The organism is Streptomyces sp. NPDC006430 (assembly GCF_040612395.1).
GTDB lineage: Bacteria > Actinomycetota > Actinomycetes > Streptomycetales > Streptomycetaceae > Streptomyces.
Genome location: NZ_JBEXQA010000038.1, coordinates 37,278 through 54,450, shown reverse-complemented (window position 1 = coordinate 54,450; position 17,173 = coordinate 37,278). Strand labels below are relative to the sequence as shown.

At 72.1% G+C, this 17,173-nt stretch carries 16 protein-coding genes; 5 read left to right on the top strand and 11 right to left on the bottom strand.

The genetic code is table 11. The features are described from left to right. Nucleotides 1-104: 104 nt before the first annotated feature. Genes ABZZ20_RS32615 through ABZZ20_RS32605 form a run of 3 tightly spaced genes read right to left on the bottom strand, consistent with a single transcriptional unit; the run spans nucleotide 105 to nucleotide 2,100 of the window. On the bottom strand, nucleotides 105-770 hold the full coding sequence (locus tag ABZZ20_RS32615) for a class I SAM-dependent methyltransferase (RefSeq protein ID WP_356875891.1): 666 nt from the start codon (nucleotides 768-770) through the stop codon (nucleotides 105-107). Then, nucleotides 767-1,387: a TIGR04282 family arsenosugar biosynthesis glycosyltransferase gene (locus ABZZ20_RS32610; RefSeq protein WP_356875889.1), complete on the bottom strand. Its 621-nt coding sequence runs from the start codon at nucleotides 1,385-1,387 to the stop codon at nucleotides 767-769. The genes ABZZ20_RS32615 and ABZZ20_RS32610 overlap by 4 nt, the downstream gene beginning before the upstream one ends. Further along, nucleotides 1,384-2,100 carry a glycosyltransferase family 2 protein gene (locus ABZZ20_RS32605; protein WP_356875887.1) on the bottom strand — a complete coding sequence of 239 codons (717 nt, stop codon included), beginning with the start codon at nucleotides 2,098-2,100 and terminating at the stop codon, nucleotides 1,384-1,386. Before ABZZ20_RS32605 ends, ABZZ20_RS32610 begins: the two co-directional genes overlap by 4 nt. 204 nt (nucleotides 2,101-2,304) lie before the next feature. Here ABZZ20_RS32605 and ABZZ20_RS32600 point away from each other — a divergent pair, with 204 nt between their 5' ends. Both ABZZ20_RS32600 and ABZZ20_RS32595 read left to right on the top strand, forming a co-directional pair. Next, nucleotides 2,305-3,063 (top strand): response regulator transcription factor, encoded by a 759-nt coding sequence (locus ABZZ20_RS32600; RefSeq protein WP_356875903.1) that lies wholly within the window; start codon nucleotides 2,305-2,307, stop codon nucleotides 3,061-3,063. After that, nucleotides 3,056-4,165: a HAMP domain-containing sensor histidine kinase gene (locus ABZZ20_RS32595; protein WP_356875885.1), complete on the top strand. Its 1,110-nt coding sequence runs from the start codon at nucleotides 3,056-3,058 to the stop codon at nucleotides 4,163-4,165. Before ABZZ20_RS32600 ends, ABZZ20_RS32595 begins: the two co-directional genes overlap by 8 nt. 134 nt (nucleotides 4,166-4,299) lie before the next feature. On the opposite strand, the gene ABZZ20_RS32590 is transcribed toward ABZZ20_RS32595, so the two are convergent. Next, nucleotides 4,300-5,304: an NAD-dependent epimerase/dehydratase family protein gene (locus tag ABZZ20_RS32590; RefSeq protein WP_356875883.1), complete on the bottom strand. Its 1,005-nt coding sequence runs from the start codon at nucleotides 5,302-5,304 to the stop codon at nucleotides 4,300-4,302. A gap of 201 nt (nucleotides 5,305-5,505) precedes the next feature. Here ABZZ20_RS32590 and ABZZ20_RS32585 point away from each other — a divergent pair, with 201 nt between their 5' ends. Together ABZZ20_RS32585 and ABZZ20_RS32580 are read left to right on the top strand one after the other, a co-directional pair. After that, complete coding sequence (locus tag ABZZ20_RS32585) at nucleotides 5,506-6,774, top strand: bifunctional GNAT family N-acetyltransferase/ATP-binding protein (RefSeq protein ID WP_356875881.1); 1,269 nt, start codon at nucleotides 5,506-5,508, stop codon at nucleotides 6,772-6,774. A 216-nt stretch (nucleotides 6,775-6,990) separates the two neighbouring features. Then, a complete protein-coding gene (locus ABZZ20_RS32580) occupies nucleotides 6,991-8,226 on the top strand; it encodes a serine hydrolase domain-containing protein (protein WP_356875879.1) in 1,236 nt (411 codons plus the stop codon). Nucleotides 8,227-8,317: 91 nt separating this feature from the next. Here the strand turns inward: ABZZ20_RS32580 and ABZZ20_RS32575 are convergent, their stop codons facing one another. The 7 genes from ABZZ20_RS32575 to ABZZ20_RS32545 all read right to left on the bottom strand — a co-directional run bounded on the left by ABZZ20_RS32575 (nucleotide 8,318) and on the right by ABZZ20_RS32545 (nucleotide 16,625). Continuing rightward, entirely contained in the window at nucleotides 8,318-9,451 is a 1,134-nt protein-coding gene (locus ABZZ20_RS32575) for a mechanosensitive ion channel family protein (protein ID WP_356875877.1), read from the bottom strand. Nucleotides 9,452-9,678: 227 nt separating this feature from the next. After that, the gene (locus tag ABZZ20_RS32570; protein WP_356875875.1) at nucleotides 9,679-9,837 is read right to left on the bottom strand and encodes a hypothetical protein; all 159 of its coding nucleotides are present in this window, start codon (nucleotides 9,835-9,837) and stop codon (nucleotides 9,679-9,681) included. A gap of 322 nt (nucleotides 9,838-10,159) precedes the next feature. Then, the gene (locus ABZZ20_RS32565; protein ID WP_356875873.1) at nucleotides 10,160-12,970 is read right to left on the bottom strand and encodes an exo-beta-D-glucosaminidase; all 2,811 of its coding nucleotides are present in this window, start codon (nucleotides 12,968-12,970) and stop codon (nucleotides 10,160-10,162) included. A gap of 249 nt (nucleotides 12,971-13,219) precedes the next feature. After that, nucleotides 13,220-13,750 carry a GNAT family N-acetyltransferase gene (locus tag ABZZ20_RS32560; RefSeq protein WP_356875871.1) on the bottom strand — a complete coding sequence of 177 codons (531 nt, stop codon included), beginning with the start codon at nucleotides 13,748-13,750 and terminating at the stop codon, nucleotides 13,220-13,222. 18 nt (nucleotides 13,751-13,768) lie between these two features. Further along, nucleotides 13,769-14,176, bottom strand: a complete 408-nt coding sequence (locus ABZZ20_RS32555) for a DUF3224 domain-containing protein (protein ID WP_356875870.1) — start codon at nucleotides 14,174-14,176, stop codon at nucleotides 13,769-13,771. A 77-nt stretch (nucleotides 14,177-14,253) separates the two neighbouring features. Beyond that, nucleotides 14,254-15,078, bottom strand: coding sequence for a class I SAM-dependent methyltransferase (locus ABZZ20_RS32550; RefSeq protein ID WP_356875868.1), 825 nt, complete (start codon nucleotides 15,076-15,078; stop codon nucleotides 14,254-14,256). Nucleotides 15,079-15,227: 149 nt separating this feature from the next. Beyond that, complete coding sequence (locus ABZZ20_RS32545; RefSeq protein WP_356875866.1) at nucleotides 15,228-16,625, bottom strand: NADP-dependent succinic semialdehyde dehydrogenase; 1,398 nt, start codon at nucleotides 16,623-16,625, stop codon at nucleotides 15,228-15,230. A 233-nt stretch (nucleotides 16,626-16,858) separates the two neighbouring features. Here ABZZ20_RS32545 and ABZZ20_RS32540 point away from each other — a divergent pair, with 233 nt between their 5' ends. After that, the gene (locus ABZZ20_RS32540; protein ID WP_356875901.1) at nucleotides 16,859-17,134 is read left to right on the top strand and encodes an isoamylase early set domain-containing protein; all 276 of its coding nucleotides are present in this window, start codon (nucleotides 16,859-16,861) and stop codon (nucleotides 17,132-17,134) included. The last annotated feature ends 39 nt before the right edge of the window (nucleotides 17,135-17,173 follow it).

Genomic DNA, 17,173 nt, shown 5'->3' with positions numbered 1-17,173 from the left:
GCCCCCTGCGTCCCGCGTGAGCCACCCCGTGTGTGTTCCCCTCCTGCGCTCCCCGACGCTCGTCCGCGGGGGCGATCCGCGTCAGCCGCTTCGCACGGGGCCGGTCAGCGTCGCAGCTGCACGAAGCTGCGGCCCGTGGCCCGCCATGTCACGGCGCGGGGCCAGCCCGCGCCCGCCGCTTCGGCGCGCAGGGCACGGGCACCGAGGCGCGCCCAAGGGAAGGGCACGCCGCGGCGGCCGTGCCCGTCGTCGACGTGGACCTCGACGCGTTCGTCGACGTCCGCGGCGGCGACCTCGACCAGCAGGGAACCGGCCGGGGCCGCGAGCCGGGCGGCACGGCGGAGCAGGGCGGCGGGGTCGCCGCCGATGCCGATGTTGCCGTCGATGAGCAGGACCGTGCCCCAACGACCTTCGCTCGGAAGCGGGTCGAAGACGGACCGGCACAGGGCACTTCCCCCCGAGCGCACCGTACGGGCCACTGCCTCCGGGGTGACGTCCACGCCCAGTGCTGGATGTCCGCGGGCGGCGAGAGCGGCGACAAGACGGCCCGGTCCGCACCCGATGTCCAGGACCGGGCCGCGGCAGCGGGCCAGGACCGTGGCATCGGCGGCGTCGGGCTCGGCACACCAGCGTTCCACCTCCAAGGGCAGCAGCCACCCGTCGCTGCGCCGCAGGTAGAGAGGGCCCTGGCCGGCGCGCAGTGCGTCGGCGTACGGATCGGCCCGCCAGGCCTGCGCGGGCTCCGCGAGCTGAGCGAGCTGCGCGGTCACCGTACGACCGCGCACAGCTCGGCGTGCAGGGCGGCGAATCGGGTCCTCGGTGCGCCGGCCGCGACCTCCCCCGCATCGGCGGGAGTGTCCACGTCGCGCAGCACGCAAAGGTCTCGTACGGTCCGCCCGGACGCGGTCAGCCGCCGTCGCTGCTCCGCCCCGGTGTGCGGCACGGACATGGGGACGCCGAGCAGCAGCGCCGGGTCGGGTTCGGCGAGCCCCAGAGCCCAGAACCCACCGTCCAGGGCGGGGCCGAACCAGGCGCTCGTACGGGTGAAGTCGAGTCCTCGGGCCAAGAGCTCCGGGGTGACCTGGGGGGTGTCCATGCCGATCAGCAGCGCGGGACCGTCGGACAGGGCGAACGCCGCGGCGAGTCGGGCGTCGAGCCCGCCCCCGCACTGCGGGACGACCTCGATGCCGTCCGGCAGCCAGGGCCCGGGCATCCCGTCGAGGACCAGGACGTGTCGCCGGGCCGGCGTGGCGACAACGGCCGCCAGGGTGTCCTGGAGGGCGGCGCGCGCCAGCTCGGCCGCCTGCTCGGGAGTGAAACGGGGCGTCAGGCGTGTCTTGACCCGGCCGGCGACCGGGGCCTTGGCGATGACGAGGACGGTGCTCACGCGCGGGCCTCCCCGGCCGGGACGGACGGCCTGCCGGGCGGCTCGGCCAGGACCCGGCGCATGTCCCGAACGGCCTGCCAGGTGCCCCGCCAGGTACCGGTGACCTTGGACTTCCCAGAGCGCGGCAGGTACGGGACGTCCGTCTCGGCCACCCGCCAGCCCGCGTCGGCGGCCCGTACGACCATCTGGAGCGGATATCCGCTGCGCCGGTCGGTCAGGTCCAGACCCAATAGCGCCTCGCGGCGCGCGACCCGCATCGGTCCGAGGTCGTGCAGGCGCAGCCCGGTGCGCCGGCGCAGCATTCCCGCCAGAGCCAGGTTGCCGGCGCGGGCGTGCGCGGGCCATGCGCCACGTCCCTGCGGGCGGCGCCGGCCGAGCAGCAGGTCGGCCCCGCCGGCCTCCACGCGTGCGGCCATCGGGGCGAGCAGGCCGGGGTCGAGGGAGGCGTCGCAGTCGCAGAAGCAGACGAGGTCCGCGCGAGCGGCCAGCAGCCCGGCGTGGCATGCCGCGCCGAACCCGCGCCGCGGCTCGTGCACCACGGTCGCACCCAGGCTGCGGGCGAGGTCGGCGGAGCCGTCGGTGGAGCCGTTGTCGACGACGATGGCCCGCCAGCCGAGCGGCACCCGCGACAGTACCCAGGGGAGCGCTTCCACCTCGTCGAGGCACGGCAGTACGAGGTCCGCCGGGGGCGGTGCGCAAGCAGAATCAGTCACGTCCACACCGTAGGAAGCGGGGGCGCACGAGAGGGGTTTTCACTCCTTACGAAACGCGGACGCCGTGCCGGATCATGGGAGGTCGAGTTACCCCTGGGCCCGGCCGGCTGTCAGGCTGGGGCCATGGCAGTCAACGATGTGGAGAGCACGGACGAGGGCCGGTGCGCCGTCGACACCGGCGGGCCGGGCACGCCCGGCGAGGTCATGGGCAACGTCCTGGTCGTGGACGACGACCCGACGGTCTCAGAGGTGGTGGCCGGCTACCTCGACCGCGCCGGCTTCGCCGTGCGCCGTGCCGCGGACGGACCGGCCGCGCTGCGCGCCGCCGAGGCGCACCGCCCCGACCTGGTGGTCCTCGACCTCATGCTGCCGGGCATGGACGGACTGGAGGTCTGCCGGCGACTTCGGGCGCGAGCGGGCGACGCCGCTCAGGGCGACACTCCTCCCGTCCCGGTCATCATGCTCACGGCTCGCGGCGACGAGGACGACCGGATCCTGGGCCTGGAAGTGGGCGCGGACGACTATGTGACCAAGCCCTTCAGCCCGCGGGAGCTCGTCCTGCGCGTCCAGTCGGTCCTGCGCCGGGCGGTCCGGGTGCCACCGGCGGGCGGTACCCGTCTCGTGGCGGCGGGCCTGACCTTGGACCCCGCGGCGCGCCGGGTCAGCAAGGAGGGCCGGGAGCTCGCCCTCACCCTGAGGGAGTTCGACCTCCTCCTCTACTTCCTGCGCCACCCCGGGCAGGTCTGCGACCGGGAGCGGCTGATGCGCGAGGTCTGGGGCTGGGACTTCGGTGACCTGTCCACCGTCACCGTCCACGTCCGCAGGCTCCGGGGAAAGATCGAGGACGATCCGGCGAGCCCGCGGCTGATCCAGACCGTATGGGGCGCCGGCTACCGCTTCGACGTCCGTCCCTCCCCGGCAGCAGCCGCACCGGACCCCGGAACGGCGGACGGACATGCGTGACCTGCTACTGATCGCCTTGTACGCCCTCCTGGGCGCGGCTGCCGCAGGCGCACTGGGAGCCGTGGCCCTGCGGATACTGCGGCGGCGCAGCATGGCCGTCTCCCTCACGGTCGTCGCCGCCGTCGCCGTGTCCGCGATGCTCGCCGGGACGCTCGCGGTGGCCTGGGCGATGTTCCTCTCCTCCCACGACCTGGCCGTGGTGACCACGGTCGTCGCCGTGGCCGCCGCCGTATCGCTGGCCACGGCCCTCCTACTGGGGCGGCAGGTCGTGACGCGCTGCCGAGAACTCGTAGGCGCTGCGCGCGAGTTCGGGGAGGCGGGCACCTTCACGGCGCCCTCGGTGCCCGCACCCGCCGAACTCACGGCGCTCAGCCGCGAACTGGCGCTGACCAGCGAGCGCCTGACCGCCTCCCGGGAGCGCGAACGGGCCCTGGAAACCTCCCGGCGCGAACTCGTGGCCTGGATCTCGCACGATCTGCGCACCCCGCTGGCCGGCCTGCGCGCCATGTCGGAAGCGCTTGAGGACGGCATGGCGGCCGACCCCGCTCGCTACCACCGACAGATGCGCACCGAGGTGGACCGCCTCAACTCCATGGTCGGCGACCTCTTCGAGCTCTCCCGCATCCACGCCGGCGCGCTCAGCCTCAGCCCCACCCGCATGTCCCTCTACGACCTGGTGGGCGACGCCCTGGCCGGAGCCGACGCACTCGCCCGCGAGCACGGTGTGCGGCTGGTCGGGGAGGGGGTCGCAGCGCTCCCCGTCGAGGTGGACGGCAAGGAGATGACCCGGGTGTTGTCGAACCTGCTGGTCAACGCGATCCGTCACACCCCGGCGGACGGCACGGTCGCGATCGCCGCCGAGCACCGCGCGGGCGCGGTGGTGTTGTCCGTCACCGACGCCTGCGGCGGCATTCCCGAGGAGGATCTGCCGCGCGTCTTCGACACCGGGTGGCGCGGCACTCCAGCCCGCACCCCTCCTTCCGGCGCGGGCCTGGGCCTGGCGATCGTGCGGGGCATCGTGGAGGCCCATGCGGGTCACGCGGACGTGCACAACGTCTCCGGCGGCTGCCGCTTCGAGCTGACCCTTCCGGCCCCTGCCTGAAGGGTCGCTCCGCACGACGTAACCGTTCGTCGAACCGTGCAGGACGGGGTTGGTGGGCGGCCGGCGCCGGCCGCCCCAACTCGTCACCCGTCCCGGAAGCCGGTCCACCCCACCCCACCGGGGAAGAACGACGCCTACGGGCCGTCCGCCCCGGACGCCAGCTCGGCCATCCCGGCGTCGAAGGGCACCGCCGCACGCCAGCCCAGCTCCCGGCGCAGCCGCGCCGAGTCCGCCGTGATGTGCCGGACGTCGCCCAGCCGGTACTCGCCGGTGACGACCGGGTCGGGGCCCGCGCACGCAGCGGCCAGGGCCTTGGCCATGTCGCCGACGGTCCGGGGCTCGCCGCTGCCGACGTTGTACGCGGTGAAGTGCGGGGCGGCCTCCGCGGCCGTCAGGGCCTCCAGGGCCACCGCGTTGGCCGTGGCCACGTCCCGCACGTGGACGAAGTCCCTGCGCTGGCCGCCGTCCTCGAAGACGCGCGGGGCCTCGCCCCGCGCGAGCGCCGAACGGAACAGTGCCGCGACCCCCGCGTACGGGGTGTCGCGGGGCATCCCCGGCCCGTAGACGTTGTGGTAGCGCAACGAGATCCCGCGCCCGCCGGTGGCCCGCACCCACGAGGCCGTCAGGTGTTCCTGGGCCAGCTTGGTGGTGGCGTAGACGTTCCGCGGATCCATCGGTGCGTCCTCCGAGACCAGACCGGGCGCCAGGTCGGCTCCGCAGTGCGGGCAGCGCGGCTCGAACCGACCCGCCAACAGATCGGCCTCGGCACGCGGGCCGGGCCGGACCTGGCCGTGGGCGCCGCACTCGTACCGCCCCTCGCCGTACACGACCATCGACCCGGCCAGGAGTAGCCTGCGCACCCCCGTCTCGGCCATCTGAGCCAGCAGCACCGCCGTACCGAGGTCGTTGGCCGACACGTAGCCGGGGGCGTCTGCGAAGTCCTTGCCCAAACCGACCTTGGCCGCCTGGTGGCAGACCGCATCGACCCCGGCCAGGGCCTCCCTCACCTGCGCGGGATCCCGTACGTCCCTCCCGTCCTCCGCCAAGTCGAAGACCACCGGGTCATGCCCGCGGCCGGCCAGTTCGTCGACGATGTGCGAGCCGATGAAGCCCGCTCCTCCAGTCACAAGTACGCGCATGATCCGACGCTAAGCCGCACCCGCCCCGGCGGGGCGCACACGGGGCCGCACGTCACGGATCCGTAAGGACGGCCTGCGACGGCCTGCGACGGCTTTCGACCCCTCGACAGCTTCCGACGGCCGGCGGTGGGATCCGCTGGATTCGTGGCCCCGCGGGAGTGCGCCGATGATGGGAGGAGGACCGAGCATCCGGAGCTGCACATGGCCGACTGGCACGTCAGGGATTATTCGGTGGACGACCTCGAAGCCCTCTTGCGCGTCGAAGCGGAGAGCGGTACGTCCGAGGAGCCCCCCATGTTCCGGCTCTCCGACGCGGTGTCCGCCCTCCAGTCCGGCGCCCCGGCCGTGGTCGCCGTCGTGGACGAGGTGATGGTGGGGGCCGCGGTGAGCCGGGTGGAAGGCGACAGGGCGTGGATCCTACGGATCTGCATGCTGCCGTCCTGGCGGGCGCAAGGGCTGGGAAGCGCCCTGCTCACGGCACTGGAACGGCGACTGTTCGACGACGGTGTCCGTACGGTGTGCGCCGTCCTGCCCGGGGACGAGACCGGCGCCGCCGCTCTGCACAACCGCGGCTTCGAAACCCGGTCCGGCCTGGTCTTCTTCGAGAAGCACGCATCGGTGACGCCGCAGGAGGTCAGTCTGCTGTCGACGATCGGGGCGGAGGTGCCGCCGAGGGGGCTGTGGAGCCGGGTCGCCGGCATGGAGCAGGAGAAACGATTCATCGAGCGCCGTTTGGTGCTCCCCCTCTCCCATCCCCAGCTGGCCGCGCAGCACGGGGTGGAGCTACCCCGCGCGGTCATGCTGTTCGGCCCGCCGGGGACCGGGAAGAGCACCTTCGCGCACGCCGTCGCCGGCCGCCTCGGATGGCCCTTCCTGGAACTGTTCCCGGCCCGCCTCGCCGCGGAGTACGGCCTCGCGACCGGGCTGAGCCGCCGCTTCGACGAGATATCCCGGCTCGATCACATCCTGGTCTTCATCGACGAGGTCGAGGAGGTCGCCGGCGAGCGCAGCGGAGCCGACGCGACCGCTGTCGGCGTCGTCAACGAACTGCTCAAAGCGATCGTCCGGTTCCGTGCGCGCGAAGGCAGACTGCTCGTCTGTGCCACGAACAACGTGACCACACTGGATTCGGCTTTCCTGCGGCACGGGCGCTTCGATTACGTCGTCCCCCTCGGCCCACCCGACGGCGTGGCCAGAGCCGCCCTGTGGGAGAGCTACCTGGCGCGATCGGGGGCCGAGGCCGACGTGGCCGCCCTCGCCTCCGCGAGCGAGGGCTTCACGCCCGCGGACATCGCCCACGCGGCACGGACCGTCTCCCAGGCCATGTTCGAGCGTTCGTACGACACGGGCACCCGGGTGGATCCCACGACGGCCGATTACTTGGAGGCGATCCGCTCCACGCACGCCACGGTCAGCACGGCCATGGCCGAGGAGTTCGAGCAGCAGATCGAGATGTTCGCACGTCTCTAGGCCTGTCGAACGACCCGTCTCCGGACCGGCGAGTTGGCGGGCGCCGGCCCCTGGTGACAGTGAGCCACGTGGTCACGTGGGCGTGTCTCGGACCTGCCGCTGGCGAGCTCGTGCGGAACCGGGAGGTGACCCGGACGGCCCACCTCGCGACCGGGGTGGCGCAGACCTAGGCTTGTTCTGTTGCCGGGGGCCTTCGGACGGCAGGAGAACACGCCCGTGAAGACAACCCACATCCGGCTGTGCCGGGCCTGCGCGGCCGTTGCCGCCGTAGGCGTGCTGATGGTTTCGACGCTCGCGGGACCGGCGTACGGGGCGACTGTTGCGGCGCCGTCCACGCCCGCCTCCACCGTCCCCTCCCCGGACACCGACACGGGCTTCGTTCAGCTCACGCCGACCGTCGCCGCGCAACTGGACGCGGCGGTGCTCCAGGTCATGCGCAAGACGCAGGTGCCGGGCGTGACCGTGGGGCTGTGGGCCCCCGGCAAGGGGAGTTACGCGCGGACCTTCGGGGTGGCGGACAAGGCGACCGGTGCGCCGATGGCGACCGGGCTCCACGTGCGCATCGGCAGCGAGACCAAGACGTTCACGGTCACTGCCCTCCTCCAGCTGGTCGACCAGGGAAAGGCCGCACTGGACGACCCCATCGACAGGTGGGTCACGGGTGTTCCGAACGGAGACCGCATCACCCTGCGCCAACTGGCGGGCATGCGCAGCGGGCTCTTCAACTACAGCTTGGACGAGGACTTCGACAAGAAGTTCCAAGCGGATCCGGAACAGTCCTTCACCCCGCAGCAGTTGCTGGACTACGCCTTCAAGCATCCCGTGCTGTTCCCGCCGGGTGCACAGTTCGACTACAGCAACACCAACTTGATCCTGCTCGGCCTGGTGGTGGAGAAAGTCACCGGCCGGCCCCTCCACGAGGTCATCACGCAGGACGTCCTGGGACCGGCCGGGCTGCGCCGCACCCTCTTCCCCACGGGATCGGACATGCCGGATCCGTACGCGCACGGCTACACCAACCAGACGGCCTCGGGCAAGATCGAGGACGCGACCGACTGGAACCCCTCCTGGGCCTGGGCCGCCGGAGCGATGATCTCCGACATGCAGGACCTGCGTAGTTGGGCCCGCACCCTCGCCACCGGCGGGCTGTTGACCTCCGCGACCCAGGCCGAGCGACTGAAGACCACCCCGATGGACATTCCGGGTGCCGGCTACGGGCTCGGCATCTTCGACGTCCAGGGCTGGATCGGCCACAACGGCTCGATCCCCGGGTACGAGGTCCTGCCCGTGTACCTGCCGCAGGCGCAGGCCACCATGGTCATCGTCCTCAACACCGACGTCCGGTACGAGGGCCAGGAACCCAGTACGCTCTTCGGCCAGGCAGTGACCAGCATCGTGAGCCCCGATCACGTGTACCCCGGCCACGAGCCGCTCGTGCCCAGCACCGGCTGACGGCCGCAAGGGCGGACGCCGTCGTCAAGTCGATGCCGCTGACCGGGTGACCGTGTCAGCGGCATCGCGGTGAACGTGCCCGGCCGGCAGGTCAGCCCGTGCTCGCGGGCGATCGCTGCTCTGTAGCGGCCACGGGCGAACCTTCGCGCTGGTGCGGGACCGCGGGGGACGGGGACGGGGGCGGGAACGTCTGGAGCTCGTCCCGGTGGAGGGCCACCGTCCGGGTCGGGGCGGGGATCGAGATGCCCTCGGCCCGGAACCGCTGGTGCAGGCGCTTGATGAACTCGTGCTTGATCCGGTACTGGTCGCTGAACTCGCCGACCCCCAGGATCACCGTGAAGTTGATCCGGGAGTCCGCGAACGTGTGGAAGCGTACGGCTCCTTCGTGGTCGGGGACGGCGCCGTTGATGTCGGCCATCACGCTGTCGACCACGTCGAGCGTCACCCGCTCGACGTGTTCCAGGTCGCTTTCGTAGCCCACGCCCACCTGCACGAGGATCGACAACTGCTGCTCGGGCTGCGTGTAGTTGGTCATGTTCGTCCGCGCGAGACGCCCGTTGGGGATGATCACCAGATTGTTCGACAGGTTGCGGACCACGGTGTTGCGCCAGTTGATGTCGACGACGTACCCCTCCTCGTTGCTGCTGAGGCGGATGTAGTCACCGGGCTGCACCGTCTTGGAGGCGAGGATGTGCACGCCCGCGAAGAGGTTGGCGAGGGTGTCCTGCAGCGCCAGCGCCACGGCCAGACCGCCGACCCCGAGGGCGGTGACCAGCGGAGCGATGGACACGCCCACGGTTTCGAGCGCGACGAGAACACCCATCGCGAGCACCACGATCCGCGTGATGTTGACGAAGATGGTCGCTGACCCGGCCACGCCGGTCCGTGACCCCGCGACCGACTGGACGAGACCCGCGATCACCCGGGCCGCGCTGAAGGTGGCGATGAGGATCAACAGGGCCGTCAGGGATTGGTTCACGAATCCCGAGACCCGCGCCGTCAGGGGCAGGGCCGAGGCGGCCACCGCGACGCCGGCGATGACGGCCGCCCCCGGTGCGAGGGTGCGCAGTGCGTCGACGATGATGTCGTCCCCGCTCCACCGCGTCCGCTCGGCGTGTCGCCCCAGCCACCGCAGTAGGGCGCGTACGAGCAGCCCGGCCAGGGCGCCGGCGGCCAGGGCGATGCCGGCCACCAACCAGTCGTGCAGGACGAGGTCCCGGTTCAACGGACGCCCCCCGTTCCGCGCCGGACCGGGGGAGCGGCGACGGGCGCAGCGGGCCGTCGTATGAGGTGTGTCGTCACCTTGTCACCTGTCAGTTTGTCGTGCATCGAGCCTCGTTCGGGCGCGTGTGCGCATTCCGGAACGGGCTGCCATCCTGCCCCATGGGGCAGGAGTGCGCCGCAGGCGGGGGCACGGTTCGGCGCACGGTGCTCACCCCCTGCCCACCGGAGCTACCAGCCCGTCCGCGCCCCCGGAGGTACGGGGAGGGACTGCGTGTTGATCACGTCGCCCGACTGCAGGGCTCCCGTTCCTGACAGGTCCACGTGGACGCAGAGTCCGTAGGAGCGGTCGGGGTCGAGATCGGACACGTCCACGCTCACCATGCGCATGTCGACGTCTGCCCGTGACCGTTCACCTCGATGCAGGGGGTGGGGTGCTGCCGGGTGGGGCACTGTCCCGAAGACGTCGTGCGGCCCGGATCCCCCGGTCGACCGGACGCCGGCTTTGCGGGGGGAGTGGCGCCGGCCGACCGGACGCGGACACGCCGGCGCCCGTATCCGCTGCGTCGGCCGCGAGGCCGCGCACCAAACAAGTCGAGCGTGACCAGTGTCCGGTGGCGGACTCCGGCTCGGGACGGGGAGCGCAGCGTCTGGGCCGTCCAGCGGAACGGGTTCACTGGTCTGACCGCACCGCCCTGGGCCAACGGGCTCATCAGCGTCCGGCGGCCGAGACGGTGGTCGTCGGCGTGTTCCAGCCGGAGATCCTGATCCGGGGTGCGGCCCCGTGCAGATCGGCGGTGCGGTAGGTCGCGGTCACGGTCGCCGACTCGCCGGGCCAGAGGCTGAGTTGGTTGTCGGACCACTGGACGGGCAGCACCGGGGTGTCCCGGGCGTCGACCAGGTGGAGGTCGGTGAGGAGCGCAGGCGTGTTCCCGGTTCCCGTGTTCCGTACGGTGACGGTGGTCGTGCTGGTCGTGCCGGTCGTGCTGGTCGAGCCCGACGGGGTGCTGCCGCTCGCGGCCGTCGACGCGGTGGCGGACACGGAGGCCGCTGCCATGGACCGTAGGCCGGTGAGGTCCGCGTAGGCGGTGGTGGGGGTGTGGTACCAGTCGGTGGACCCGTAGTCGAGGACGTCGCGCCGGGTGGAGAGCCAGTACACGTTCCGGCTCACCTCGCGGCCGGTGGCGTCGGTCAGGACCAGTCGCGCGAGATGCGTGGCCGACAGCCCGTCCACCGAGGACGGGAGGGTCAACACGGTGGCCTTCGCGCCGTCCCCGCCGACGCCGATCCCGCTCACGGTCCGCTCGTACTTCTGCGTCCCGTCCGTGTTGAAGAGGGACACCCGTGCCGTCAGCCCGGACACCGCCGCGGGGCGGCGGTTGACGACCACCACCGTGCGGTCGTCGTAGGAGTACTGGACGTGCAGCGGCTCGTTCGCCTTCTTCGCACCGAAGTAGGCTCCCCCCTGGTCCAGGTGACGGTCCACCAGCTGCCAGTGAAGCGAGGTCCAGCCGCTGTTGAACATCCAATAGACGACTCCCGTCGACGGCTTGGAGACATCAGTGGCGTTGCGCGCGTACGCCTCGAACTGCGCCCGGACGTTCTCGTACTGGGCGAGCTGCGCCTTGGCGACGTAGTCCTCCAGGCTGCGCGCGGCCCCGTACCGGGCGGTCAGCGCATCGTCGTACAGCTTGAGCGTGGCATAGGTGCGGGAGGGCGAGCGGTGGTACTGGGGTGCGCTCGGGTCCTTCCAGAGGGCGGTCAGCTCGGCCGGGGACATCATGCGCCGCAACGTGTCGAGGGTGGGGACGTCAGGGCCCGCGCTGGTCTCGGAGTTGAAGCCGGTGGCTCCTCCCTCCCGTTTGTCGTACCAGTAGCCGGGCGGGACCCAGTCGTAGGGGCCGGTCATCCGCATCCCCGAACGGCCGGTGAGGGGTGCCGAGGCGGCGGAGGCGGCGGGGACCACCGGGGTGGGCCAGTCAGCGGCCTTCAGCGCCTCGACGTAGCCCCGCTCGATCTCCGCGTTCGGTGCGAAATCGCTGCCGATGAGGAAGGAGATGACACTGGGGTGATTCCGCAGCCGGGCTGCCTCGGCGGCCATGGAGGCCTTCGCGACGGGGTAGTCCGCCGCGGTCCAGGTCTCTCCCGCCTCGCTGCCGTTGACCTGCCCCTCCCACTTGCCGCAGCACTGCCAGCCCGGCAGGGTGAGGATCCCGTACCGGTCGGCGAGGTCGAAGAACTCGTCCGGCTCCAGATGCCCTTCCAGGCGCAGGGTGTTGAGGCCGAGGTCACGCGCGTACTTCAGCCGGTCCTCGGTGTAGGTCAGGTCCCAGCGCAGCAGCTGGTCGGGGGACCAGCCGGCGCCTCGGATCAGCAGCGGCCGGCCGTTGACCGCGTAGCGGCGGGCGCCGTCGGCGTTGAGGGGGGCCTCCACGGTGCGGATGCCGAAAGCGTGGCGGGAACGGTCGGACACGGCGCCGGACACCGCCACCGTCAGGTCGAGTTCGTACCGGTCCTGCGCGCCCATCCCGGCAGGCCACCACACGTGCGGCGCGTCGAGGTGCAGCTGAGGGGCGTCGGCCGGGGTGAAGGCCACCGTCTTCGTCTCGTGGGCGCGCAGGGTGACGTCCTGACGGAAGGCGGCCGTGCCGTGTGGGCCGTCGGCGGCGGGAGCGGCGGGAGCGCCCACGGCGCCGAGGGCGTCGATGGTGCCGGCCACGGTGGCGGTGACGTCTTCGGCCGACTCGTTGCGCACCTTCGCCTTGACGGTCAGGTCGGCAGAGGTCAGGGACGGCAGCGACAGCCCGGTCAACACGTGCGCGTCGCGCAGGGCCACCGCGCCGCCACGGCGCACGAGCACGTCGCGCACGATGCCCATGTTTTCGTCCGGGGGCGGCTGGAGCCAGTCGAGCCATCCCGCGGTGAGGTTCTTGCGGGGGTTGTTGGGCTGGATCCGGAAGGCGACGGCATTGGCGCCGGGGCGCACCAGGTCCGTGACGTCGAGCTCGTGGTGGGTGTAAGCGCCCGCCACGGCGGATGCGGCGGCGATCTGCTTGCCGTTGACGAACACGTCCGCTGCGGAGACCACCCCGCTGAAGTCCAGGTACGTGCGCGAGGAGGTGTCGTCCACGGTGAACTCGGAGCGGTACCACCACGGAACCGCGAAGGCGGCGGCCGGGATGCGCTGCTGGTTGGTGGAGTAGAAGGGGTCGGGGTGTTCGCCGTTCGCGACCAGCGCCGCGAGCACGGTGGAGCGGGCACCGGCCGGGTGCCAGCCCGTCGTGGCGTAGCCGGGGGAGGAGACGAGCGCCACGGAGTCGGCGACCTCGGCCGTCGACCGGATGGCGTATCCGGACAGGGCGGTGGTACTTCCCGGCGCCGCCGGCACGGCCACCGCCGCCCGTACGTGTGTTGCACGAGGGGAGGGAGTCGCGGCAGGGGCGCCCACGACGAGCGCGCCCAGCAGGCCGAACACGGCCAGGGCCGCTGTTTCCCACCGGACACGCACAGGAAAGGGGAACACGGTGGTCTCCGGGGAGGCTGGCCGGGAATCCGCGTGACACGCGCTGGAGGAGCGTCCCTCAACCTATCCGAAGAGACGGGCCGGATCGGTGAGCGCGTGACACGAGTCCTGCCCGGCCCGACGCGCCCCGAAGGCCTCTCCCGGGCCCGCGGGGCGATCCCGCCCCGCGGGGGCAGCGCCGTGCGGCGCCAGGCCGGCCCGGCTCGCGGGGCAGACGTGGCAGCGGGGGTACGCGGTGGCCGGCGACCGTCACTGCGGATCGCTCTGCGCCCTGCGCCTTCCCGACGGCTCGGTCCACCGCACGGCGTAGTACTTCACTCGGTGGTCCTCCTCCACCAATGTCATCCCGGCCGCTTCCATCACCCGCTGCGAGGCGACGTTGCCGCGGTCCGCGTCCCCCCGCACCTCGATGACCCCCTGTGAACGGGCGAAGCCGAGCAGGGCGCGCAGCGCCTCCGAGGCGTATCCGTGGCCCTGCGCGGCCGGCACGAGCCCGTATCCGATGGTGACCGCCCCGTCCGGGTCCGGCGGCCCGTGGAAACCCAGGCCTCCGATGGTCACACCGTCCTCCCGGCGGCGGATCTCGTACGCCCCGAAGGGCTGCGGGTCACCTTGTACCGCGCACGTGTCGAGATGGCGCTGCGCGCCGGCGATGTCGGCCCCCGTCGGGTAACCGCGGGCCCAGCGGGAGTCTTCCCCCGGCTCACCCCGTGCCAGGGAGGCCGCCTCCTGGACGCTGAGAGGATGCAGGACGAGCCGCGCGGTGACGAGATCGTGCATGACCCGCTCTTCCACCCCCTACGCGCCGAGTTCGTAGTCGAACCAGATCCGGTGGGTGCCGTCGGCGTCGACCGCGACACCACCGGTCCCGGTGATCCCGGCCAGCGCACCCGTTCCGCTGGTGGGGACGATCACGAAGAACTCGCTCTCCCGGTCCTCGCCCAGGGTCGTCGCGGAGTGCGCGAAGTTGAAGGTGCCCGCCCGGCCCCGGAGCTCCCCTTCGAAGGACTCCATGGCGACGTACGTGCCCGTACCCCTGGATTGGTCGAACGCGGCGGTGAACAGCGTGGTGGAACGCCCCGTCACCTCGCCCGCGTACTGCTTCTCCATCGTGGCGACCCCGACGGACACCGCGGTCTCGATCCCGGGGCCGGACACCGGAGCCGGGGTGAAGCCGGCCACTTCGAATGTTCCTGATGCGCGCATGTTCGGATCGTACGTGCCGCCACTGACACGGCCGCCCGCACGAGGGTTCCCGTGGTCGCCGCTTCGGGGAGGCGCCGTCAGGGTGACGGATGTGCCAGGGCGGACGTGATCACGAGCGGCGGCTCGGCGCGCTCCGCGGCCCACGCGTACCGCTGCACGAGTGCCGGGTCGGCGCGGACGAGGGCCTCGTCCACGGTCGGCCGGTGCTGTACGACGTCACGGAAGCCGGTGCGCTCCAACAGGGACGGCAACAGGTCCACGGGCCAGGCGTAGTTGTGCACTTCCTGCCAGGAACCGTCGATGCGCCGCAGCCGCAGTGGCATCTCCTCGCCCGGCCCGTACACGGCACCGGCGGTGCCCACTCGCGAGGAGGCGTACTCGATGCCCGTACAGGCGGGGTCGGTGGTCAGCAGCACCAGTGGGCCCCCGGGGCGCAGCAGGCGGTGGATCTCGGCCAACACGGCGAGGACGGCCTCCTCGGTCGGCAGCGAGGCCAGGACGTGATTGCACATCACGGCGTCCGCGCACCCGTCCGGCAGTCCGGTCACCCGGCCGTCCATGACCAGGTGGAACTCCGCCACCTCCGTAGCCGTGCTGCGGGCGAGCGCCAGCATCTCCGCCGACGCGTCCACCCCCAGCACCCGGACACCCAGCGTGCGGGCCGCCTGGTCGGCCACCTGGCCGGGCCCGCAGCCGTAGTCGACGAGGACCCCGCCCTCACCGACCCGGCGGGACAGGGCCTCGAACACGAACGGATAGCCGAGCAGCCAGTCGGTCGCCGCCTCCACTGCCGCGAAGGCCTGCGCCCCGGCCGCCCCGGACCAGGCGCCGCCCCCTCCTTCCCCGGCGCGTCCCGACGATCCGGCCTGCTCTTGCGTGCGTCCCTCTGACCCGTTGTCCACAGCTCCCCACTATCGGCCCGTCGGCCCGGCCGGATGCAGCGGCGCGCCCGTCAGCGGCAGTGACAGCGGCACCCGCACCGTGACGGACGTGTGGCCGGGTACTCCGGACGTCCTGCACCGGACCGGCCGCAAGCGGCGCGAAGGTCCTGTCAGCTGTCGGCCGCCCGCCAGACGGTGGTGACGTTGCAGAACTCCCGAATGCCGTGCCCGGACAGTTCCCGGCCGTAGCCCGAGCGCTTGACGCCGCCGAAGGGCAGGGCCGGGTGCGAGGCCGTCATGCCGTTGACGTAGATCCCGCCGGCCTGCACGTCGCGGACGAACCGTTCGACGTCCTCGTCTCTGCGGGTCCACACGTTCGAACTGAGGCCGAAGGGCGTGTGGTTGGCGCGCTCCACGGCTTCGTCGAGGTCCGCGACCCGGTAGAGCGTTGCCACGGGCCCGAAGGTCTCTTCCTGGTCGATGCGCATCTGCGCCGTGATGCCGGCGAGCACGGTGGGCTCGTAGTACCAGCCGCGCTCCTGCCCCGGGGGGCGTCGCCCGCCGCACAGGACGCCCGCCCCGCGGTGCACGGCGTCGTCGACCAGCTCTTCCAGGTCGGCCCGTCCCCTTTCGGTGGCCAGCGGCCCGACGTCGGTCGACTCCTGCATCGGGTCGCCCACGCGGAGCGACGCCATACCGGTGGTGAAGCGTTCCGCGAACTCCTCGTACACGTCGGTGTGCACGATGAACCGCTTGGCGGCGATGCAGGACTGGCCGTTGTTCTGCACCCGCGCGGTGACGGCGGTCTTGGCCGCGGCCGCGATGTCGGCCGAGGGCATCACGACGTACGGGTCACTGCCCCCCAGCTCCAGGACCGTCTTCTTGACCTCGTCCCCCGTGGCCGAGGCGACCGCCCGTCCGGCGGGCTCGCTGCCCGTCAGGGTGGCCGCCGCCACCCGGGCATCGCGCAGGACGGCCTCGACCGCACCGGACTCGATGAGGAGGGTTTGGAAGCAGCCGGCCGGAAAGCCGGCCCGTCGGAACAGTCCGCCCAGGTAGAGGGCGGTTTGCGGGACGTTCGAGGCGTGTTTGAGCAGGCCGACGTTGCCGGCCATCAGCGCGGGCGCGGCGAAACGTACGACCTGCCAGAGGGGAAAGTTCCACGGCATCACGGCGAGGACCGCACCGAGCGGTCGGTAGTGGACGCGGACGGTGCCGGCCCCGCTGTCGCGGACGTCGGCGTCCGCGGGGTGCTCGTCGGTGAGCAACGCCTCGGCGTGGGCGGCGTACCAGCGCATGGCCTTCACGCATTTGGCCGCCTCGGCCCGGGCCGCCGCCAACGGCTTGCCCATCTCCTGCGTCATGGTCCGGGCGATGTCCTCCGTCTCCGCTTCCAGGAGCGCCGCGGCGCTCGTCAGGAGGGCGGCCCGTTCGGCGAAGCCCGTCGTGCGGTACGAGGCGAAGGTGCGCGCAGCGTCGGTGAGGCTCCGCTCGATCTCGTCGGGGGTCATCGGGTCGAAGGTGCGTACCGTTTCACCCGTCGCGGGGTTCACCGTGGCAATCGGCATCGTCGGTTCCTCCTGGTCGCGGTCGCCGCCTCCTCGACCCTGCCCCGGTGAACACGGCCCCGCAAACGCGGCACCGTCGGCCGCGGCGTCCCGCGCGGTCCCGGCGCATCCGGGTCTGAAGGCTGAACGAGTGGTGTGGCGGCCGGGTTGACGGGCGCGCAACTCCGGAAGGGACACGATGGACCGGCCCGATGCCCGTCGTGCTCGTCCATGTCTTCGTGGGAGGACTGTTCATGCTGGAACGCAAGCTGCGCAAGGACCGTACCGAGGTGACGTTCGTCCTGCCCGGTGACCAGCCGCCCGGCCCGGTCAGCGTCGTCGGTGACTTCAACGACTGGAAGCCCGGTACGCACACGCTGACTCCGCGCGCCGACGGATCGCGCGCCGTCACCGTCAAGCTGCCGACCAAGCAGGTGCACTCCTTCCGCTACCTGGCGGCCGGCGACTACTGGTTCGACGAAGCGGCAGCCGACGACCACGACGGAACCAACAGCCGCCTGCACACCTAGGTCGAACAGGAGCGCCTCCCGGCACCGCGAGGTGCTCGG